Here is a 21,997-nt window from a genome sequence, read left to right on the forward strand (position 1 = left end):
CATGAGTGGCTTATTACAAAATACAGTTTTTGGACGAAATAAATTAACTTATAAACCTTTTATTTCTACATGGAAAACGGATAACATTACTAGTGGTTCTACTGCTAATAATCAGATAAAACTACCATTGATATCAAATGGTAGTTATGATTTTAATATAGATTGGGGTGATGGAACTTCATCTGTTATTACAAATTATGCATCCGCAATACATACCTATAGTGTACCTGGAACATATACAATAACTATTCTAGGTAAATGTAAGGGATGGTCATTCTATAATAACTCGGGTGACAGATTAAAAATATTATCTATACAAAAATGGGGAAGTATTCAATTAGGGCTGCCAATGACCAGCGTAATAGGCTGTTTTTATATGTGCTCGAACCTAACATTGATAGATGTTGAGGATGTTCTCCAAACTTCTGGTTTTAATTCTTTTTATGCCATGTTTACTGGTTGTACAGCAATAACAACAATTAATAAACTTAATGAATGGGATGTTTCAAAAATAGGCAATATGATGTTTGTGTTCAGTAACTGTTCATTATTCAATCAAAATATTGATAAATGGGACACATCATTGTGTGTTAGTATGAGTGGTATGTTTAATGGCGCTACATTATTTAACCAAAATATTGGAAATTGGAATACTTCAAAAGTCACAGATATGAGTGTAATGTTTCAGTCCGCTAGAGCATTCAATCAAGATATTGGTAAATGGGATACTTCTTCTTGTACTAATATGTCTGTGATGTTCAGCGGTGCAACAGCTTTTAATCAACCTATTGGCAATTGGGATGTTTCAAAATCAAAAAATATGTCAACTATGTTTCAGGTCGCCACAACATTTAACCAAGATATTAGTAAATGGAATACTTCTTCGTGTACTAATATGTATAATATGTTTGGTAATGCTACAACGTTTAACCAAGATCTTGGAGAATGGAATACATCAAAAGTTATTAATATGTCTTATATGTTTAAAGGCACTGCATTTAATAAAAATATTGGCTTATGGGATACGTCATCATGCAATAATATGTCTTATATGTTTAATAATGCCTTGAATTTTAATCAAGATATTAGTGGCTGGAATACGTACAACGTAAACAATATGTCTAATATGTTTAATGGTGCCACCGCATTTAATCAAGATATTAATGACTGGAATACGTACAACGTAAACAATATGTCTACTATGTTTAATGGTGCCACCGCATTTAATCAAGATATTAGTGGATGGAATACGTCCAGCGTAAACACTATGGCGGCAATGTTTAGCAATACTTCTTCATTTAATAAACCTATAGGAAACTGGAACACTAATAACGTAACAAATTTTGCAAGTATGTTTCAAGATGCAATCGCATTTAATCAAGATATTGGAAATTGGAATATTTCAAAAGGCGATACATTCAACCTTATGTTTGGAAATGCTCAAGTTTTTAACAATGGAGGAAGCAATAGTATTAATAATTGGAATTTTAAAACTACGGGAGTAATAAATATGGCTCTACTTTTTTTAGGAGCCAAACTATTTAATCAACCTATTGGAAGTTGGAATGTGACAAGGGCAAATTTGATGAACTCAATGTTTCAAGGTGCCATTTCTTTCAATCAGGACATCAGTTCCTGGGATGTTTCAAATGTTACTTTATTCCAGAATATGTTTTTAGACGCAACCTCATTTAATCAAAATATCGGTTCTTGGAATGTTTCTAATGCGCAAAATATGGTTTCAATGTTTTCAGGTGCTACCGCATTTGATCAAAATATTGGAAACTGGAATATTTCAAATGTAACAAACTTTTCATACTTCATGCAAAATAAAACTGCTCTGACTTTCTCACGTGCTAATCTGGATGCTATTTATAATGGATGGAGCACAAGACCTGTTAAACCCTCAATTCGCATAAATTTTAATGGTGCAAAGCCAACCTCTGCCTCAAGTGCAGGAAAAGCAATTCTAGCATCTTCTCCAAATAATTGGATTATACAAGACGGAGGAATATAAGCAGAAAAAATTATCACAACCAATTCCATAAAAAGGGAATAGTTTTATACTATTCCCTTTTATTGTAATATTTTTTTCCAAAATTTTCTAAACCTTACTCTCTCTATAAATCAAATACTCCTTCCTCATTTTCTTAAAATCCTGCAAACCTTCTTTCCAGCTGTTTCTTATTTCCTGTTCTGAGATTTCAGCTTCGATTTGCTGTTGCAGTTTTTCATTTCCGGCGCGAATAGAGAATTTTCTTTTATCAAAAAATTTCGATTTGTCTGCTGTAATTTGATAAGCTTTTATTAGCCATTTAATCTCTAACTTATTAATTCTTGGGATTGCCGATAAATCTTCGCCATTACATTCTACTCCATTGTACAACGGATCTTTGTCTCCAAAATTCGGTTTCGGAGTAAAAGCAAAATCACTTTTAGGTAAATAAGGCGATCCGTAAATCTGAAATTGTTTTTCCGTTCCGCGTCCCATGCTTACATTCGTTCCTTCAAAAAGACACAAACTCACATATAAATTAATCGATTGATCGTTAGGCAAGTTTGGCGAAGGACGAACAGGTAAACTATACGCCATATTTCTGGTATAATTGAGACACGGAATAACGGTTAGTTTACATTGAACTCCATCTTTCAGCCATTTTTGTCCATTGATCATTTTGGCTTCTTCCCCCAAAGTCATTCCATGAAGTAAAGGCGTTGGATGCATTCCGATTCCACTTTTAAAAGCAATATCCAAAACTGGTCCGTCTACAATCCCAATATTCGGATTCGGACGATCCAGCACAATCAGCGGAACATTATTTTCAGCGCAAGCCTCCATAATTCTGTGCATTGTAGAAACATAAGTATACAAACGCGTTCCTACATCCTGCAAATCAAAAACCATGATATCAATCCCTTTTAATTGTTCAGGCGTTGGTTTATTGTTTTTTCCATAAAGAGAAGTAATCGACAAACCTGTTTTTGAATCAATTTCGTCAGACACATGCTCTCCTGCATCGGCAGTACCTCTAAAACCGTGTTCCGGTGCAAAAATCGTTTTGATCTTGATATTTTTCTGAACCAAAAAATCAACCAAATGAGTTTTCGTATCGATAATTCCGGTTTGATTGGTTACAATCCCAATTGTTTTTCCTTTTAGCAAAGGCAAATAAGCGGTATAATTTTCGGCTCCAGTTTTTATTTTTTGTGCAAAAGATACTGTCGTGATCAATATGCCTATTATAATTAGTTTTTTCATATAATTTAGTTTTTTTTGCCACAGATTAGAGGATTAAAAAAGATTTCTTTATTTGGTTTACGCTTAGTTTTTTTACACAGATTTTACAGATTTAAGCTGATCAACACAGATTATAAAATTCACATTAAATCTGCCAGAATCCGCAAAATCTGCGTGAAACAAAATCATTTTAATCCTCTAATCTGTGGCTAATTTTTTCGCTCGATTCAGCAAATCAACACAGAATATAATTCAAATTAAATCTGCCAGAATCCGCAAAATCTGCCTGAAACAAAATCATTCTAATCCTTTAATCTGTGGCTAAATTTTTCACTCGCAAATTAAATTCGTGGAAATTAGTGTAATTAGTGGCGAACTATTTTTACTCATTAATTTGCCTCCAAATTTTAGCACTAAAATCATCTTTATACATTAATCTATTCGTTCTGGTTGGGTTTACGCGATTCGTCAAAATAATTAAAAACCTGTTATCATCAGGATTCATAAAGAAAAAAGTTCCTGTAAAACCCGTATGCCCGAAATCATTTTTCTTATAAAATTCATCCGGTTTTCGTTTATCAAAACCAAGTCCGCGGTAGATGCCTTCTTTTGTAAGCGGAGAATCTGTAAACTCTTTTACGACTTTAGCTTTTAAAATTTGTTTTCCGTTATACTTTCCATTATTAAGCAACATCTGACAGATAACCGAGATCGATTCTGCATTAGCAAATAAACCTGCATTGCCCGAAACGCCACCAAAAATAGCTGCTGCTTCATCGTGCACATAACCTTTGATAGTATCTTTTCTAAAGAAATTATCCAATTCTGTTGGCATTACATTTTGCTCCGAAGTCCACTTTAAAGGATTATACCCTATTTTTGAAATTCCTAATTCGCTATAAATTTCATTTGTCAACTGATCTAATTTTTCTCCTGTTTTAGTTTCTATCATTTGTTTCACTAAAAGCAAATTGAGATCACTATACAAATATTTACCACGCGGATGCGTATTGGCCACAGCAATTCTATCATAAACCGTTTTATAAAAATCCGGATTCAGCCACATGTTTTTATAAACCTGAACCCAATTTTCTTTTGGTGTAAACGAAAGAAAATTAGCATCGTAAACAATATTCTTATTTACGTACATGGTATCAAACAAATCAGGATAATTTTCAGATTGCTCATTGCTTAACAAAGGCGAACCATCAGGCGTAGAAAGTAAACTTTGGTAAAAAGTAATGCTTGGCATTAATCCTGATGTATGCGTTAATAATTCGAAAAGAGTCAAATTGGCAATAGCCGTATTTTTGTAAAAAGGAACAATTTCGCCAACTTGATCTGTGAGTTTTATTTTATCCTCACCCACCAAACGCATGGTTACAAGGGTTGCTCCTAAAACTTTAGACATAGAAGCCAGATCGTACACGTCCTCTGTTTTTACTAATTCTTTTTTCGAATAATCATGATAGCCATAATTCTTCAAAATAAAAACAGAATCCTTACTACCAACAATAATTTGCGCTCCTGGAAAAAATCCTTTCCCCAGGGCATTATTCATCATCGAATCGATGAAAACTTCATTTTGCTTTGTATCAAAAGACTTTTTTGAATTTTTAAGGGAATGGCAACTAATCCCCAAAAAGATCAAAAAGACAAGTACGATTCTAACTCCTGTTTTTTTCATTTTTTTTATGGATTAATTCTTAAATCCTGAGCAGCCATCAAAGGTTCATTGTTAGTGGCAGTAATCATGATTTTTACCGCTTTTACAGGTTGTTTCGGATAAATAGAAGCATTTCCGTAATCAAAACTATCTCCTTTTTCAAAATCAATACCGTTGTATGAATATTCAACATGGCCATCATTCACAATAAATCTCGGATGATGCGGAATCCCCGTTAATACATCAATTTTTGAAGAAACAACAGGATTAGTAAAAGTGTACAAAATCCAGTCGCCATTTGCACACGCAACATCGGTACGTAAATACGTTTCTATATTATAATCTTCTAATTTTGAAATAGGAAATTTAGGATTCTCGGCCATTGATGAGGTTACTTTTACCTCTGGTTCCAGATAAGGCGAACAATTGAAATTTACTTTAGCTGAAGATTGTTTTGTTTCTTTATTATCAACAATAAATTCCAAACGATACTTATTTTTTTCGTTGTAATTTTCAATAACAAATCGCAAACGAGGCTTTGATTTTAAAGCTTTTTCATCTGCATACGTCTGGATTAGTTTATCATTTTCAAAAATTGAAACTGATTTAATATTTCCACTTGTGCTTCCGTCAGTTGTTGGGTCAAAAGTAAGGTACCAAATCCCGCTTTTATCAACATGTTCTGAAATATCTTCTGAAATATTTAAAACCTCAATTTTAGAAGTATTCCAGTTTGCTACCGGTAATTTCTCCACTTTTACAGCAGGACTTGCAATTTCTTCATTAAAAAAAGTACGGAACATATATTGCTCGTAATCCTTTGTCTGAATTGGACTTGTATATAATGCCGATTGTCTTGTAGGCTCATTTCCCTGCGTATCATAACGAACAACAGCTCCTTCATAAGGCGGAGTTACCGTAATAGTTCCGCTTTTGTAAATGGCCGTTGGCGGAAAATCCCTAAAAGCAATTCCCATATTAGCCAGACGCTGTAAATGACTGTGCGTTAATCTTCCATAAAAATCGTCCCAGTTTTTGTCTTCTTTTTTCGACCATCCAATTTCAGATAAAGCACTGATTCTTGGATAACTTTGATATTCCATGAATCGGGTCGGACGATCCAGATATTCACTCCATAAAGCCCCCTGAACACCTTTTATTAGTTTTTGTTGTTCTGGCGTTAAATCATCATTAGGAATTGGCTCAAACGAATACGCTCTTTTGGTATCTGTAATGGCTGCCCAGCGATGACCACGCTCATTTTCAGATTGTGCCATATCAAAATAAGTATATTGCCCCGGCATCATAATCGTTTCATGACCTCTTTTAGCCGACTCAATTCCGTAACTTATTCCCTGCCAAGCACTAATTAAAGTATTTGGATTTACTTCTCCACCCTTTAAAATTTCATTCCAGCCATTTGTTTTTTTATGATATTTATCGACAATGGTTTGAACTCTTCTAAAGAAATAATTCTGAAGTTGAAAACTATCTGTAAATCCCTCCTTTGCCATCAAAGCCTGGCATTTTGGACAATGCTCCCAGTTGGCACGATTTACTTCGTCTCCTGCAATTTGAATATATTCAAAAGGAAAAAGTCCTGAAACTTCTCTAATGATCGAATCTAAAATTTGGTAGTTTTCTTCACGTCCTACACACCAAACATTTTTTACCTCACCCTGAACACTTTTAAGTTCCTGCGTTATAGCGCAACCAATCTCCGGATACGCTGCCGTTACCGCACGCGAATGTCCCGGAATCTCAATTTCGGGCATTACAGCAATACCTCTTGCAGATGCATACGCCACCACTTCTTTCATATCTTCCTGAGTATAGAAACCTCCATAACGTTTGTTTCCTGATCCGTAAGATGGTAATAATACTTCTCCGGGTCCTCTCCAGGCACCTTTTGCTGTTAAATCCGGCATCGATTTTATCTCGGCTCTCCAGCCATTATCATCCGTAAGATGCCAATGAAAAACATTCATTTTATGTGCGGCCAACCAATCGATATAATTTTCAACCGTTTGTTTATCAAAAAATTGTCTTGAGCAATCAAGCATCATTCCGCGCCATTCAAAACGAGGATAATCTTCAATTTTCACAAACGGAATTGTTCCTTTTTTAACCTCTTTTGCAGTACATATTTGCATTAAAGTCTGAAAACCATTTAAAACTCCGTTTGCCGTTTTTCCTTTTACAATAACTCCTTTTTTATTTACAGTTAATAAATAACCATCGTTTGGAAGACTTATTTTCTCGTCTACCAAAAGTGCTATTGCGTTTTTATCTTGTTTACTTCCCGTAACAACTGCGGCGTTAATTCCGGTATTTTTAAAAAAATTACTTGCAATATAAATCGTGCTTTGTTCTATTTTTTTATCAACAACAATTTTTATTGATGAAGGAATTATAAAGGCTTTATCTTTCTGTTCTATTTTTACAGGCTTCGGTATTATATCCAGTTGCTGAGCCTGTAATACATTCAGGGAACTCAGAAAAATAGCCATTAGTAAAATTCGTTTTTTCATCTTATTTTGCTTTTTTATTGTATTAAAATTGTATCGGACTACTCTCTGTTTGGGTATTACTCAAAGCGGTGATGGCATAGGTGTATTTTTGCAAATTAGCATTCGGAACTTCTAATTTTGTTGATGTGGTTACGTAATAAATATTCTCCGGATTAGAGAAATCGGTTATTTTTGATTTCGGAAATCTGTAAATCACATATTTCTGATTGTTTACACCCGCTTTCCATGTCAGCACTGCAATACCTCCTTTTTGAACCATCGAAGCATTTACCGGTGGTTGAGGTTTTACTCTCGTAACTCTGTTAGCTTCCGGCGTTAATGCGATGTATTTATATTGTTTTTCCATAAGAGGTTTTCGCAGCGTATCTCCTTTTTTCAGGAAATTAGTTGCCGTAAAATGCATCGAACCATCAAGCAAAGGCATTGATCGCACCATTTCTATTTGCTTCACAATCTGATCCGAACTTCTCCATTCTACCTCTTTGGCCGTTTTCGAAAGTTTATAAACCCCATGACCTATATAAACATTTGCTCCGTATTTGTGTGCTGCCCACCATTTTGCCAAAACCTCAAAATTAGCCCTGTCAAAACCTATGTGCCAATACAATTGAGGCGTAACATAATCAATCCAGTTTTCTTTTTGCCATTTCAAAATATTAGCATACAAATCATCATAATTTGTAGCTCCGGCCACCGTGTTAGAACCTTGCGAATCTTTGGCAATATTTCTCCATACACCAAAAGGTGAAATTCCAAATTCAACATCTGGCTTATTGGCAATTATTGTATCTCGTATTTGTTTAATGATCAAATCGACATTATCTCTTCTCCAATCATCTTTATCCTTAAACTGGCGAGGCTCTTTGGCGAAAGCCGCCTGATCAGGAAACTCTTGTCCTGCAATTTTATAAGGATAAAAATAATCATCCATATGAATGGCCTGAATATTATAATTTCGAACTATTTCGCCCACAACAGAAGCTACAAAATCTCTCGTTTCCTTATAACCCGGATTAAAATATCTCGTTTTCCCGTAGGTAAGAAACAGTTCAGGCTTTTTAAAAAACAAATGATTTTTTGAAAGCACTTCATTCGTCGTATCTTTTTGTACGCGATACGGATTAAGCCACACATGCACGCTCATTCCGCGTTTTCCAGCCTCATCAATCATTAATTGCAACGGATCAAAACCCGGAGCCACTCCCTGAGTTCCGGTTATCCAATGCGAAGCCGGTTCCTTTGTCGATTTGTAATACGCATCGGCCGTTGGACGAATTTGAAAAACAACTGTATTCAGATTATAAGATCGTAAATTATCCAAAATCGTGATCATTTCAGATTTCATTTCCTTATCAGACAAGCCCGGTTTCGATGGCCAGTCGATATTGTCTACTGTAGATATCCACGCAGCACGCATTTCTCTTTTTGCAGATTGCTGACTGAAGATATTGGTTTGAAACAGCAGTATCAGAATTAAAAATTTTAAACTTTTCATAAGTACTATTTTTGGTTAGTTAATATAGTTTTTGTGTTTTTTGGCAGAGAATTAAATCGTAATCCCGATACCTATTCGAGCAAAGTTTTACTCAATATTGTCATTTCGACGAAGGAGAAATCCTCGTAAGCAGCTCCATTCCTAAAAGCCGATCGTTGTCGAGTTTCTTGCGAGGATTTCTCCTTCGTCGAAATGACAAACTAGACGGAATAATTGTAAATAATCATCATTTCTAAATAATTCATTTTATTCTTTAACTCAGTAATTTTTGGAATTTTTTTCTCTCGCAGATTCGGCAGATTCAATTCGTGAATATTCGTGTTATTCGTGGCGAAAAAATCATTTTAATCCTGATAATCTGTGGCTAAGAAAAATACCTAACAGGTTTTAAAAACCTGTTAGGATAACTAACTACATAACTACTCTAATAAATAAATACCGCCTTCAATAAGCGATGTCCAAACTTTTCCCTGATCGTCAATCCTGAATCCATTTACGCTGGAACTTCCTAAATTAACTTGTTTTGTAATTTCAAATCCAGAAGCATCAACAATCACCACTTCTCCTTTTCGGCTTCCTATGTATATTTTATTATTGTTTTCTACTATTGGCGCAGGATTATGCTCGTAATCTAATTTTAGATCTAAAACCTTACTTTGAGCCATTAGATTTTCCTCCGTTAATTCAAGATCATCATTAAGAGGTAATCTTAAAAGTTCGCCATTCATTGTTTTGGCATAAAACCATTTTCCGTCCTGACTTTTCCCCATCGATTCTCTTACTTTCCATTTTGAAGTTCGCAAAAGCGTTTTACCCGTTTCGATATCCAAAATCGTTAAAAAACGCTCCGGACTAACAAAATAAAGTCGCTTTTTTGAGGCAACGATATTTACATTTCCCGCAGAATATAAAACCTGTTTATTGTTGCCATTATTCCATTTCCAGATAAGCGTTCCCGTATTTTTATTCAGGCAATAAACATTCGTATCCCAAGTACCAAAAATAATTTTATCGCCTTGCAATAACGGAGTTCCCTGCGAATAAGATTGCGGTATTTTATTCTGCCAAATTATTTTACCACTAACTGCATCAATACAAATAAATGCAGTAGAACTAGCCGTATAAAGTTTATTATTTTCGACAATTGGCGAACCTACCAAAACTCCGCCAACCGGAATTGCCCATTTTTGTTTGCCGGATTGTGTATCAAATCCTAAAAGATTTCCTTCGATGGTACCAATAACTAAATTATTTTTTACAATTGCAGGTGAGAAATAAATCGCGTTTCCGGTGGCTGTTTTCCAGTTTAGAGCTTTATTATTTAAGTTTACAGATTGTATTTCTCCTATAGAATTCGTGAAATAAAGATTTTTTTTATCGAATGCCGGAAGACTATAAACAGAAGCAACATCTTTTACAAATGGAGCAAAACCAGTATCGAAAGTATCTTTTGGAATTTCGATTTTTGAAGGTTTCGTTGGTATAGAAAATTTAAAAACGCCCGCTTTATCAATTTCCTTCTGATAAATACTAATACTATCTTTATTGATAATTACCTGATTATAACTTTTAGTTTTTCCGTCTCTTGAAGTTATCGAAGCTCCCATAACTCCGCTCAAACCAGAGAAATCATATTTTTTTAAAGTATGTCCGTGACCGCAGAAACTTGCAACAGTTGGATATTTTTCTAAAACCGAAAGCACTTCTTTATAATTACTCACGCTGTTATCTAACGGATAATGAGCAAAATTCAATACTTTTTTATTGTTGTTTTTAAGGCTGTCTTTTAAGGTTTTATCCAGCCAAAGTACATCTTCGTGTTTTACAAAACCATCTCCCATTTTCATATAAGGTCCACACGGAAAACCTATAAAAAGATATTCTCCTTTTGAAAATACAAACCGATCCTCGCCAAATATTTTTTTATAAGTCAGACCTGCACTTTCGCTCCAATTCGTTTCATGATTTCCTGAAATTACGTAATACGGAATTTTCAACTCAGAAAGAATCGAATGTACTTGTTTGAGTTCATCATCGGCGCCACGATTGGTTAAATCTCCGGTTACAACCACAAATTCAAAATCAGAATTATTGATTTCTTTTATAATATTCTGTAATAAAAAATCATTTTCATTCCCCACAGAAACATGCAAATCTGTAAGTTGTACAAATTTTATAATCTCTGATTTTTCTGTTTGAGAAAAACCGGATGCTATTATAAAAATGAATAGTATTCTTGAAAATAGATATTTCATTGGGTTGTATTTAATTTATTTTTAAATAAACTTTATTATGGTAGCGTTGTGTTAGATTAACCGCAAAGAACGCAAGGGTTTACGCAATGTTCGCAAAGCTTTCTTTCAATCTATATATTCTTTTTTCACGCAAATCAAGCAGATTTAATTCGTGATAATTCGCGGCGAAAAAAATTCATTATAATCCTTTATCCCGATAGCTATCGGGAGTGGCTAACTTTTTATCTCGCAGATTTAGCAGATCCAACAGATTTAATTCGTGACAATTCGTGCAATTCGTGGCAAAAAAACTTTTTAATCTGTGGCTAAATAAAACCTAACAGGTTTAAAAAACCTGTTAGGATAGGTAACCAAACCAATATTTATGTATTGCTAAGTGCGAAACGCAACACATAATTCTTTATTTCAATTTATTCTCCCTGAAAAAAATATCAAAAAATAATAACTGAAATTTTAATGAATTCTCCCAGTATTCAATGTTATGTTGTCCCGGGCGTTCTATATAATCGTGATTTATTTTTAATGCCAGCATTTTCTTGTGAAGCTCGCGGTTTACATCCATAAAAAAATCATCCACTCCACAATCGATAATCAATTTTAGCTTATTGTCTTTTACTAAATCGAGCATATTCGTAATGGTATTTTTCTCCCAGTTTTCAGGAAATTCTGTTATCGGACCCAAACGTTTTTTTATGTCCCAATTTTCAGGAAACGGACGAATATCGACTCCTCCACTCATGCTTCCTGCTGCTCCAAATACATCCTGATGTTTGAATGATAAATACAAAGCCCCGTGTCCGCCCATACTTAGACCTGATATGGCACGGCCTTCTCGACTTGCAATCGTTTTGTATTTTTTCTCAATAAAAGGAACTAATTCATTAACCACATAAGTTTCGTATTGAAACGCCGGATCTATCGGACTATCAAAATACCAACTTGAAAAATTTCCGTCAACACCTATTGCTATAAAACCATATTTATCAACCTGTTCGCCAACGTGTTTAAAGCTTTTTACCCAAGTGGCATAATTACCGCTAAAGCCATGAAGCATATAAACAACCGGAAATTTTTTATTGCTTTTTTTATAACTGTCCGGAGTTATAACACAAGTTTTTATATTCTTATTCATTGCAGCGCTAAAAACTTGCAAAGTGTCTATTTTAGCTGCTTTTGCAGAAAAAAAGATAAAAAATAACAGTACTAAACAGATTGGTTTTTTCATAATATTTCATTTTAATAATTATGTAAAAATAAGTTCTTTATGTTTTACCATTAAGAAATTTAAGCTTCATTTAAAATTCCTAAAATCATCTCAAACAATCTCTTAAGATGGTTACCGGATGCATTGCTTTTCTATTCGTTCCGTCAAAAATCTGATGTCTGCAACTTGTTCCTGCAGCAGCAATTGCTGTTGCAGCATCGGTGGTACGAATTTTTGGAAACAAGGTATCTTCGCCCATTTGCATACTAATTTCATAATGCTCTTTTTCGTAACCAAATGATCCCGCCATACCACAACAACCTGAATTATAAATGGTAACCGAACTATTTTTAGGTAAATTCAGCATTGCAAACGAAGCTTCGACAGTACTTAAGGACTTTTGATGACAATGCCCGTGAATTTTTATTGTTTTCTCCACATCCGAAAATTGTCCAGAATGAATTTTTCCTTTTGTAATTTCTCTTTTAAAGAATTCTTCAATTGTAAATGTATTTTTAGATAATTTTTCGGCATTATCTTTATCATAAGCCAATCGAATATATTCGTCTCTAAAAGTCAATATTGCCGATGGTTCGATACCAACTAACGGAATATTTTCTGAAATTAAATCCTTAAAAATTGCGACATTTTTATTGGCAATATCCTGCGCTTCTTCCAGAAAACCTTTAGATATAAAAGCTCTTCCGCTTTCTTCATGATCTATTACAATTACTTCGTAACCTATTTTCGTCAGTAATTCATAAGCATCAATCCCTACCGAAACATCATAATAATTGGTAAACTCATCACAAAAAAGATAGACTTTTCCGTTTTCGAAAGAAGTATTTAGAGTCGTTTTTTTATTTTTTTCGTACCATTTTCTAAAAGTTGTTGGTGCCAATAAAGGAACTTGTCTTTTAGGAGCAATACCCATACTTTTTTTAATCAAAGGCAAATTGGCAACAAAATTGGTCATAGAAGGCGCTATACTTCCTAACTTATTTAGTTTTGAATTGAAAGCAAAGATTTTATTTCGAACAGAAAATCCGTTTGCTTTTTGGTATTGGTACAAAAATTCCGATTTTAAAGTCGCCACATCTACATTACTCGGACATTCACTGGCGCAGGCTTTACAACTTACACACAACTCAAATACTTTATACAATTCTTCGTGATCGAATTTGTTATCTTTTTCTGAATGTGTCAGATATTCTCTCAACGCATTAGCTCTGGCGCGAGTAGTATCTTTTTCATTTCGGGTAGCGCGGTAACTAGGACACAGAGTCCCTCCTGCCGATGGTAATTTTCTGCAATCTCCAGAACCATTACATTTTTCGGCAGCACGCAAAATACCCATACTATCTGAAAAATCCTGAATGGTTTTTATTTCCGGTTCAATTCTTCCTGCTTCAAAACGAAGATTTTCATCCATTTTAGAAGCATTTACAATTTTCCCAACATTCAAAATAGTATCAGGATCAAATGCTTTTTTTATTCGTTTCAGCAGTTCATAGTTTTTATCGCCAATCATAAAAGGTAAAAACTCTCCGCGCAAAATTCCGTCGCCATGTTCACCGCTTAACGAACCTCTGTATTTTTTCACCAAATGAGCCACTTCCGTAGAAATATTCCTAAACTGGTGTAATCCTTCTTTTGTTTTTAAATTAATCTTCGGACGCAAATGCAGCTCTCCGGCACCGGCATGCGCATAATAAATCGCACTTTGTCCGTGTCTTTCCATCATAGCAGCAAAATCGGCAATATAATTGGGCAGATCACTTAGTTCAACTGCAGTATCTTCAATAGAATCGGCCGCTTTATCATCGCCAACAATACTTCCTAAAAGTCCTAAACCTGCTTTTCGAACATCATTTACTTTATCAATATCAGCTCCGTAAATTTTAGGTAAAGCATATCCAAAATTATTATCCTCAAGATCTTTAATCAAAGCATCGGCTTGCAACTCGGCATCTTCCATACTAATATGAGATCCTACTTCGAGCATGATAACGGCTTTTGGTTCTCCCACAATAAAAAATCGGTTTTTAGCCTGTTCCCTATTGGTTTTGGTACAATCTAAAATCGTATCATCCATCATTTCGCACGTATACAAATGATGTTTCATTGCAGTAACAACTGCTTCTAAACTTTCCTGAATGGTATCAAAATGCGCCACAACCATAATATTGTTTGTTGGCGGTAAGTCATCTACTTTTAAAGTAATTTCTGTAGTAAAGGCAAGCGTTCCTTCGCTTCCGCAAAGCAGTTTTCCTAAATTGATGGTGTTTTCTGTTCCCGAAAATAATTCTGAACTTAATAATGCATCAATCGCATAACCTGTATTTCGTCTGTGAATTTCAGGTTTCGGAAATTCATTTTTGATTTCTTCCTGATTTTCTTTGTTCGAAAGTTCCTCGTAAATCGTTTTATAAATTTTACTTTCTAAAGAATCTCCTTTGGTTTTCTCCATGAATTCCTCCGAAGACAAATCCTTAAAAACGGCAGTACTTCCGTCACTCAAAACCGCTTTTATCTCTACAATTTTATCTCGGGTAACGCCATAACGTATCGAAGTTGTTCCGGATGAATTATTTCCTACCATCCCACCAATCATACATCGATTTGTTGTTGAGGTAGTTGGACTAAAAAATAATCCGTGTGGTTTAAGATATAAATTCAGTTCATCGCGAATTACTCCGGGCTGAACCGTTATGGTTTTCTTTTCAGCATCAAAAGATACAATCTTGGTAAAATGCTTAGAAACATCTACAATTATTCCGTTTCCTACCGTTTGTCCTGCCAAAGATGTTCCGGCAGTTCTGGGCGTGATAGAAATTTTGTTTTTTGACGCAAAGCGAATGATCTTCACAATATCTTCTTCTGATTTTGGAATTGCGACTGCCTGAGGCATAATTCTATAAGCAGAAGCATCAGTTGCGTATAACTTTTTATGAAGCTCGTCATAAAAAAGTGTTCCTTCTAATGAATCAGATAATTGCTGTAATTGGAGAAGACTGGACATTTTATTGGTTGGTTTGCTTTTGGTTGGTAATTTGAAATAGGTAACCTTAATTTTATTATGCAAATATTTTTAAACACATAGGAACATAGCCCATGAAACTTATTAAAAGGCGTTTCACTAATTTAAATACACATAGTTTGTATGTGAAAAAATTATAATTTTCTTAAATACTCTTTTGTTTTTTGTTTAAATCTATGTTTCTATGTGTTAAAAAAAAATTAGATGTATTAATAATCAAAACGTTTAAAAGCTTCGATCGCTTCGTATTCTGCCAATCCTAAATCATCATATAAAATGGCCGTATTTTTATTACGGTCTTCGGCTCTCACCCAGAATTCTCTTGAGTCATTTCCTTGAAACATTACTCGGTCTTTTTGAGATTGATGGTATAAAATTGCACTACGTTTTAGCAATACTTCTGATGGAGAAAGCGGAACGGCCATATCAATTTCGTGAATGTCCCATTCGTGCCAGGCTCCTCTGTACAACCATAACCAGCAATCATCCATATATTTCTCCGGTTTTAATTCTTTCATAGCAGCAAAAATCGCATTCAGACAAACTTCGTGCGTTCCGTGCGGATCTGCTAAATCTCCGGCTGCAAATACCTGATGAGGTTTTATTTTGGCAATGATATCTTTTACAATCGCAATATCTTCAGGTCCCAAAGGATTTTTCTTTACCTGTCCGGTTTCGTAAAACGGAAGGTCTAAAAAGTGCGTGTTTTCATCTTTTAATCCAATATATCTTGTGGCTGCGTAAGATTCTCTTCTTCTGATTAGTCCTTTTAATTTTCGAACTTCAAGTGAATCTATTTGGTCCTCAGATTTGCTATTTAGAAAATCAATTACCGCTTTAAAGTTGATTTGTGTTTCAGCATCGCCTAAAAAATCTTTCGCTACTTCGGCAAATTTTAAAGCTTCATCATCTGTAACCGCAATATTTCCTGAAGTTTGATATACTACATGTACATCGTGACCTTGTTTTATTAATTTAGAAAAAGTTCCTCCCATAGAAATCACGTCATCATCAGGATGCGGACTAAAAAGAATTACTCGTTTTTGTGCAGGAGTAGCTCTTTCCGGACGGTGAGAATCATCAGTATTTGGTTTTCCACCTGGCCAGCCTGTGATAGTATGCTGCAATACGTTGAACATATTAATATTCAAATCATAAGCAGAACCTTCCTGCGCCAAAAGATCGGACATTCCGTTGTTATTGTAATCTCTGTCTGTTAATTTTAAAATTGATTGTTTGGTTTCTTTACAAAGCCATACGATTGCTTTGCTTTTTAATTCCTGTGTCCAGGTGCATCCGCCTACTAACCACGGTGTTTCAAATCGTGTTAATTCTGAGGCAGAAAATTGGTCTAATACAAAGGTTGCATTAGTATGATTTTGTAAAAAAGTAGCAGGAACATCTGAAGATATTTCGCCCTGAATGGTTCTTTTTATAATAGAGGCTTTATTTTGTCCCCATGCCATAAGAACAATTCTTTTTGATCTAAGAATAGTAGAAACTCCCATTGTGATCGCTCTTTTAGGAACGTTATCAATACCATTAAAATCTGATGAAGCATCGACTCTGGTAATATGATCTAAGGTAATAATTCTGGTTCCTGAATTGATGTGCGATCCCGGTTCGTTGAAACCTACGTGTCCGGTACGACCAATTCCTAAAAGTTGGAAATCAAGTCCGCCGGCTTGTTTTATTTTCAATTCATAATCTACACAATATTGGTTCAGTTCTTCTATGGCAACTGTTCCGTCGGGAATGTTTACATTTTCCGGTTTAATATCGATGTGATTAAAAAGATATTGATGCATGAAATAATGGTAGCTCTGACGATTCTCTTTGGTCATTGGATAATATTCATCCAGATTAAAAGAGATAACATTGTAAAAACTAAGGCCATCTTCTTTGTGCATGCGCACCAATTCTTCGTATACTTTTATAGGTGAAGATCCTGTGGCAAGTCCTAAAACACAAGATTCATTGTTTGCTTGTTTTGAACGTATTAATTCGGCTATTTCCTGAGCAACAATTTTTGAACCCTGAACAGAATTTTCAAAAATCACGTTATGATTTTTTTCAAATCTGGTTTCTTCAAATTTCCCGGGTATGTCGTAAGCCAAAGAAGTATTCGTTTTCATAATATATCTTAGTTAAAAAATTAGTTTTAACAAATATATATACAAAAAACAGAACAAATACATTATTTTGCGTTATTTAACAAAATAAAATTCAAATAACGCAAAATAACGCAAAAATTGTTATTTGAATTGTAATCTATAAGATAAAAACACCTGATTTTCTGTATTCTTCAAGTCTTGCATCTTCCGGATCCAATTCGGTAACTATAGTGTCTAATAAATTTAAATCGCAAACCACATGTGGCATCTTTGTATTTAATTTATCTGAAGAAAACATCGACACAACCCTGTCAGAAGCCTCAATCATGGCTTTTTTGACAATTGAAATCTCATATCCAATCTCGGTTAAGCCTTGTTTTATATTAATACTACTGGCTCCAATAAAACAAATATCTGCTTTAATTTTAGACACAACCTGAATTACATCCATACCTATTGTTACCATTGCATTTTTTTGCATTTTGCCACCAATAAATATTAAATCGATATTAGGATGTTGTGATAATTGCATGGCGATTGGTAAACTATACGTATATATTGTCGCCTTTAAATCTGAAGGAATCAACTTTGCAAAAACTAAATTAGTGCTTCCACCACTCATTATAATAACCTGTCCGTCATGTAATAAAGACAATGCTTTTGTCACGATCTTTTTCTTTTCTTCCTCGGCAGCTATATTAATATTAAAAACGTCAACTGATTTTTCTGAAACCTGCACAGCTCCGCCATACACCTTCTCCAGTTGCTTTTTACTGTCCAGTTCGTTCAAATCACGCCTAATCGTATCTTCTGATAAATCCAGAGCCAAAGCTAAATCTGTTGTGACAACTTTCTGTTCTTCAATAAGCTTAGTCATTATATATTTATGTCTCTCGGCTTTCAGCATTTTTTTAAAAAGTTAAAATTCAGGACAAATATATCAAATATTTCAATTGAATAGCAGGCATTTTGTAAGAAACTGCAACAGTTTGCATATTTATATTAAATAATAAAAAGCAGAAAGATTTTACATACTAAATATGCGTTATTTTGCGTTTTTTGAATTAAATTTCGAAAAAAAATACAAAATACTGCATTTATATGCAATAAATAAATATATTTGCTCAACAACCATTAAAAAAACCAAATAATCATGAAAAAATTATTCCTTATTTCATTGTTGGTTTTGTTCATTCAAGTAACATTTGGGCAAACAAAAACAATTACCGGAACTGTAAAAAGCAAAACGGATGGGTTTCCTATACCAGGGGTTAGTATCCTTATACAAGGAACTAAAAACGGAACCACTACCGACTTTGACGGAAACTACAGTATTCCTGCCTCGCCAGGGCAAAGCTTAGTTTTCAGCTACATGGGATCTGAGACACAAGTGGTAAAAATTGACGGGCAACAAAAGATCAACATTTCTCTTGCTGAGAGTACGTCAAAACTAGACGAAGTTGTTGTGGTGGGATTCTCTTCTCAGAAAAAAACAAACTTAACCGGAGCTGTTGCCTCAATCGATGTAGCTAAAACAATTGGAAGCAGACCTCTTACTGATGTAAGTAAAGCTTTACAAGGTACTACACCGGGGGTAAATGTTAGTTTTAACTCAGGAAATATGAATCGTGCGGCTACTATTAACATACGTGGAGCCGGTACTATTAATGGTTCAGATGCTCCTTTAATATTAGTTGATGGGGTTCCTACAGATTTATCACTTATTAACCCAAATGATATCGCAACAATGACGGTACTTAAAGATGCTGCTTCGGCTTCTATCTATGGTGCGCGTGCTGCTTTTGGGGTGGTATTGATCACAACTAAAGGAGGAAAAACCGGAGAAGGAAAAGTAAGATTTTCTTATTCTGCCAATACGGCGTTTACGAACCCAATTTCTACTTTACAATTCTTAGATCCAACAGAAGAAATTCCCGGGCTGGTTGCTGCAGGAACACGTACTGATGGTTCTGTACCGGAAATTTTTGGTGCAAACTACAATACTTTACTAGCCGGAATTAAAAACTGGAAAGAAAAATATGCACACAATCGTACCAGTAATGAAATGGTTTATGGTGAAGACTGGGAGATTAAAAATGGTACACCTTACTTCTACAGAGTTTGGGATAATAATAAAGAATTGTATGCAAAAAATGCGCTTCAGACTACTCACAATCTTTCTGCGCAAGGTAACTTAGGAGAAAAAAGTTCTTTCTTCGCTTCGCTTGCTCTTACTAACCAGGAGGGTATGTTAAGAGTAAATCAGGAACAAAGACAAAGAACAAACATCAACTTAGGATTTACTACAAAATTAGCTGACTGGCTTACGGCGGATTTCAAAGTAATGACGATTAACAGTACATACGACCAACCGTTTAACTACTACGGTGGTGCTGGTACTGATGATCCTCTTTATACTGGTTATTTTGGATATGCACTTCGTTGGGGACAATATTTTCCGAACTTCGGAACATACAGAGGGTATAACTTCCGTACTGCAGGAGGATATTTAGCTAATGCATCACGAAATGAAAACGTTAAACGTAATAACAGGTTAAGTGGTAAATTTACAGCAGATATTACAAAAGATCTTAATGTAATTGCTGAGGTTAGCAGTGTAACTGAAACGTACAACAGAAAACAAAATGGTGGTAAATTCTTAGCATGGGACAGCTGGTCTGCTATGCCATATGATGCTACAACAATTCAAACTGCAGTTCCTGCAACTCTTGAAGCCGGAAATGATTATGTAGCACAATCTAAATCAGAATCTATTACCAATGTTGTTAATATTTATGCTAACTACAAAAAACAAATAGATAAACATAGTTTTAAAGTTTTAGGAGGTTTTAACTCTGAGTGGCAGGATTTCTCTCGTAATTATGCGAGAAGAAATACACTTTTAGACAAATCAAAACCAGAATTTAATCTTGCAGTAGGAGAACAATTTGTTTCAGGATCTGCAAATACTTCACTTAATCCGGCAGAAACAACATATTCTATCGCAGGTTTCTTTGCTCGTGTGAACTATGATTATAATGGTATTTATTTATTAGAATTGAATGCACGTTACGATGGTTCTTCAAAATTCCCTACAAACGAACAATGGGGATTCTTCCCTTCTGCTTCTGTAGGATATAAAATTGTGAATGAAAAATTCATGGAAAGCACACGTGGTTGGTTAAACGACCTTAAAATTCGTGGTTCTATTGGTGCAATCGGAAATCAAAACGTAGGAAACAATGCTTTCTTATCGATCCTGAATTCTTCTAATCCTTCATGGGTAAATAGCGGTTCTACATTGCCTCCGTCTACAGGTTTACCAACTAACGTTGATCCTGCATTAACCTGGGAAAAAGTATACACAAAAGATGTGGGTATCGATATTAAAATATTAGATATGCTTGGTGCTTCGTTTGACTGGTACCAACGTGATACAAAAGGAATGTTGGCTCCTGGTATAACACTTCCGGGTTCATTTGGTCAAAATGCAGCTCAAACCAACTCAGGAAACATGAGAACAAGAGGATGGGAATTGTCTTTGAACTTTAATAAAAACTTAAGCGAAAATGCTTCTGTATTTGTTGATGTAGCTTTATCTGATTACAAATCTGTAATTACAAAATGGAACAACACATCTAAATTATTAGGTTTAGTTACTACTACTACCTATCCTTATTATGACGGATTCGAAATTGGACAAATCTGGGGTTTAACCAGCGACAGACTTCTTCAGGCTGATGACGTAATTACCAATAACGGTAAAACAGTAAATGGTGTTGATTACTCTAAAACAATGGTGGGTAACTTTAAATACGGAGCAGGAGATGTTCATTATGTAGATCTTGATGGTGACGGAGTTATCAGCCGTGGTGCAGGAACTGCAGACGATCACGGAGATTTGAAAAAAATTGGTAATTCAACGCCACGTTACAAATATGGTATTACATTAGGTGGAAAATACCGCGGATTTGATATTTCTGGTTTCTTTCAAGGAGTTGGAAAACGTGATTACTGGGCTGCTTCAGATGCTGTATTGCCATTCTATCGTGCGCCTCAGCAAATGTATGCTAACCAGGCTGATTACTGGACACCAGAAAATACTGGAGCTTACTGGCCAAATCCATATTATGGAAATGAGGCGAATACTCTTGGTTCAGGTACTTCAGGTTCAAACAACTTTGTTACATCAACAAGATATTTGCTAGACATGTCTTATTTACGTCTAAAAAATGTTACTCTTGGATATTCACTGTCAAAAGATTTAGTAAAAAGAGCGCGCTTAGAGAAAGTAAGAATTTATGCATCAGGCGAAAACTTAGTGACTTGGGCAGACAAACGTCTTCCTGTTGACCCTGAAATTGATGAAGCAGAAGTGTTCTGGGGAAGAGCTTATCCTTATACCAAAACAATCTCTTTTGGTGTTGAGCTTGCTTTTTAATACTAACCATTCA

Annotated in this window: 11 protein-coding genes; 2 read left to right on the plus strand and 9 right to left on the minus strand. The window is 34.9% G+C overall.

The window, feature by feature from the left end:
* The first annotated feature begins 1 nt into the window (after window position 1).
* Window positions 2–2,017, plus strand: coding sequence for a BspA family leucine-rich repeat surface protein (locus tag L0669_RS22040; RefSeq protein ID WP_263759989.1), 2,016 nt, complete (start codon window positions 2–4; stop codon window positions 2,015–2,017).
* Between the two features lie 87 nt (window positions 2,018–2,104).
* Here L0669_RS22040 and L0669_RS22045 read toward each other — a convergent pair whose 3' ends face one another.
* The 9 genes from L0669_RS22045 to L0669_RS22085 all read right to left on the minus strand — a co-directional run bounded on the left by L0669_RS22045 (window position 2,105) and on the right by L0669_RS22085 (window position 18,450).
* A complete protein-coding gene (locus tag L0669_RS22045) occupies window positions 2,105–3,259 on the minus strand; it encodes an exo-beta-N-acetylmuramidase NamZ family protein (protein WP_263759990.1) in 1,155 nt (384 codons plus the stop codon).
* A 361-nt stretch (window positions 3,260–3,620) separates the two neighbouring features.
* Complete coding sequence (locus L0669_RS22050; RefSeq protein WP_263759991.1) at window positions 3,621–4,925, minus strand: serine hydrolase domain-containing protein; 1,305 nt, start codon at window positions 4,923–4,925, stop codon at window positions 3,621–3,623.
* A gap of 5 nt (window positions 4,926–4,930) precedes the next feature.
* The gene (locus L0669_RS22055) at window positions 4,931–7,435 is read right to left on the minus strand and encodes a beta-N-acetylhexosaminidase (RefSeq protein ID WP_263759992.1); all 2,505 of its coding nucleotides are present in this window, start codon (window positions 7,433–7,435) and stop codon (window positions 4,931–4,933) included.
* A gap of 22 nt (window positions 7,436–7,457) precedes the next feature.
* Window positions 7,458–8,930 (minus strand): glycoside hydrolase family 10-like protein, encoded by a 1,473-nt coding sequence (locus tag L0669_RS22060; protein WP_263759993.1) that lies wholly within the window; start codon window positions 8,928–8,930, stop codon window positions 7,458–7,460.
* A 419-nt stretch (window positions 8,931–9,349) separates the two neighbouring features.
* Window positions 9,350–11,185 carry an outer membrane protein assembly factor BamB family protein gene (locus L0669_RS22065; RefSeq protein ID WP_263759994.1) on the minus strand — a complete coding sequence of 612 codons (1,836 nt, stop codon included), beginning with the start codon at window positions 11,183–11,185 and terminating at the stop codon, window positions 9,350–9,352.
* 400 nt (window positions 11,186–11,585) lie between these two features.
* On the minus strand, window positions 11,586–12,410 hold the full coding sequence (locus L0669_RS22070) for an alpha/beta hydrolase (RefSeq protein WP_263759995.1): 825 nt from the start codon (window positions 12,408–12,410) through the stop codon (window positions 11,586–11,588).
* Between the two features lie 85 nt (window positions 12,411–12,495).
* Window positions 12,496–15,411, minus strand: coding sequence for an FAD-binding and (Fe-S)-binding domain-containing protein (locus L0669_RS22075; RefSeq protein ID WP_263759996.1), 2,916 nt, complete (start codon window positions 15,409–15,411; stop codon window positions 12,496–12,498).
* A gap of 227 nt (window positions 15,412–15,638) precedes the next feature.
* Window positions 15,639–17,564, minus strand: a complete 1,926-nt coding sequence (gene nagB, locus L0669_RS22080) for a glucosamine-6-phosphate deaminase (protein WP_263759997.1) — start codon at window positions 17,562–17,564, stop codon at window positions 15,639–15,641.
* Window positions 17,565–17,700: 136 nt separating this feature from the next.
* Window positions 17,701–18,450 carry a DeoR/GlpR family DNA-binding transcription regulator gene (locus tag L0669_RS22085; RefSeq protein WP_173969532.1) on the minus strand — a complete coding sequence of 250 codons (750 nt, stop codon included), beginning with the start codon at window positions 18,448–18,450 and terminating at the stop codon, window positions 17,701–17,703.
* Between the two features lie 246 nt (window positions 18,451–18,696).
* Here L0669_RS22085 and L0669_RS22090 point away from each other — a divergent pair, with 246 nt between their 5' ends.
* Entirely contained in the window at window positions 18,697–21,984 is a 3,288-nt protein-coding gene (locus tag L0669_RS22090) for a SusC/RagA family TonB-linked outer membrane protein (RefSeq protein WP_263759998.1), read from the plus strand.
* The last annotated feature ends 13 nt before the right edge of the window (window positions 21,985–21,997 follow it).

The sequence above is a fragment of the Flavobacterium bizetiae genome, assembly GCF_024271895.1.
GTDB classification, from domain to species: domain Bacteria; phylum Bacteroidota; class Bacteroidia; order Flavobacteriales; family Flavobacteriaceae; genus Flavobacterium; species Flavobacterium bizetiae.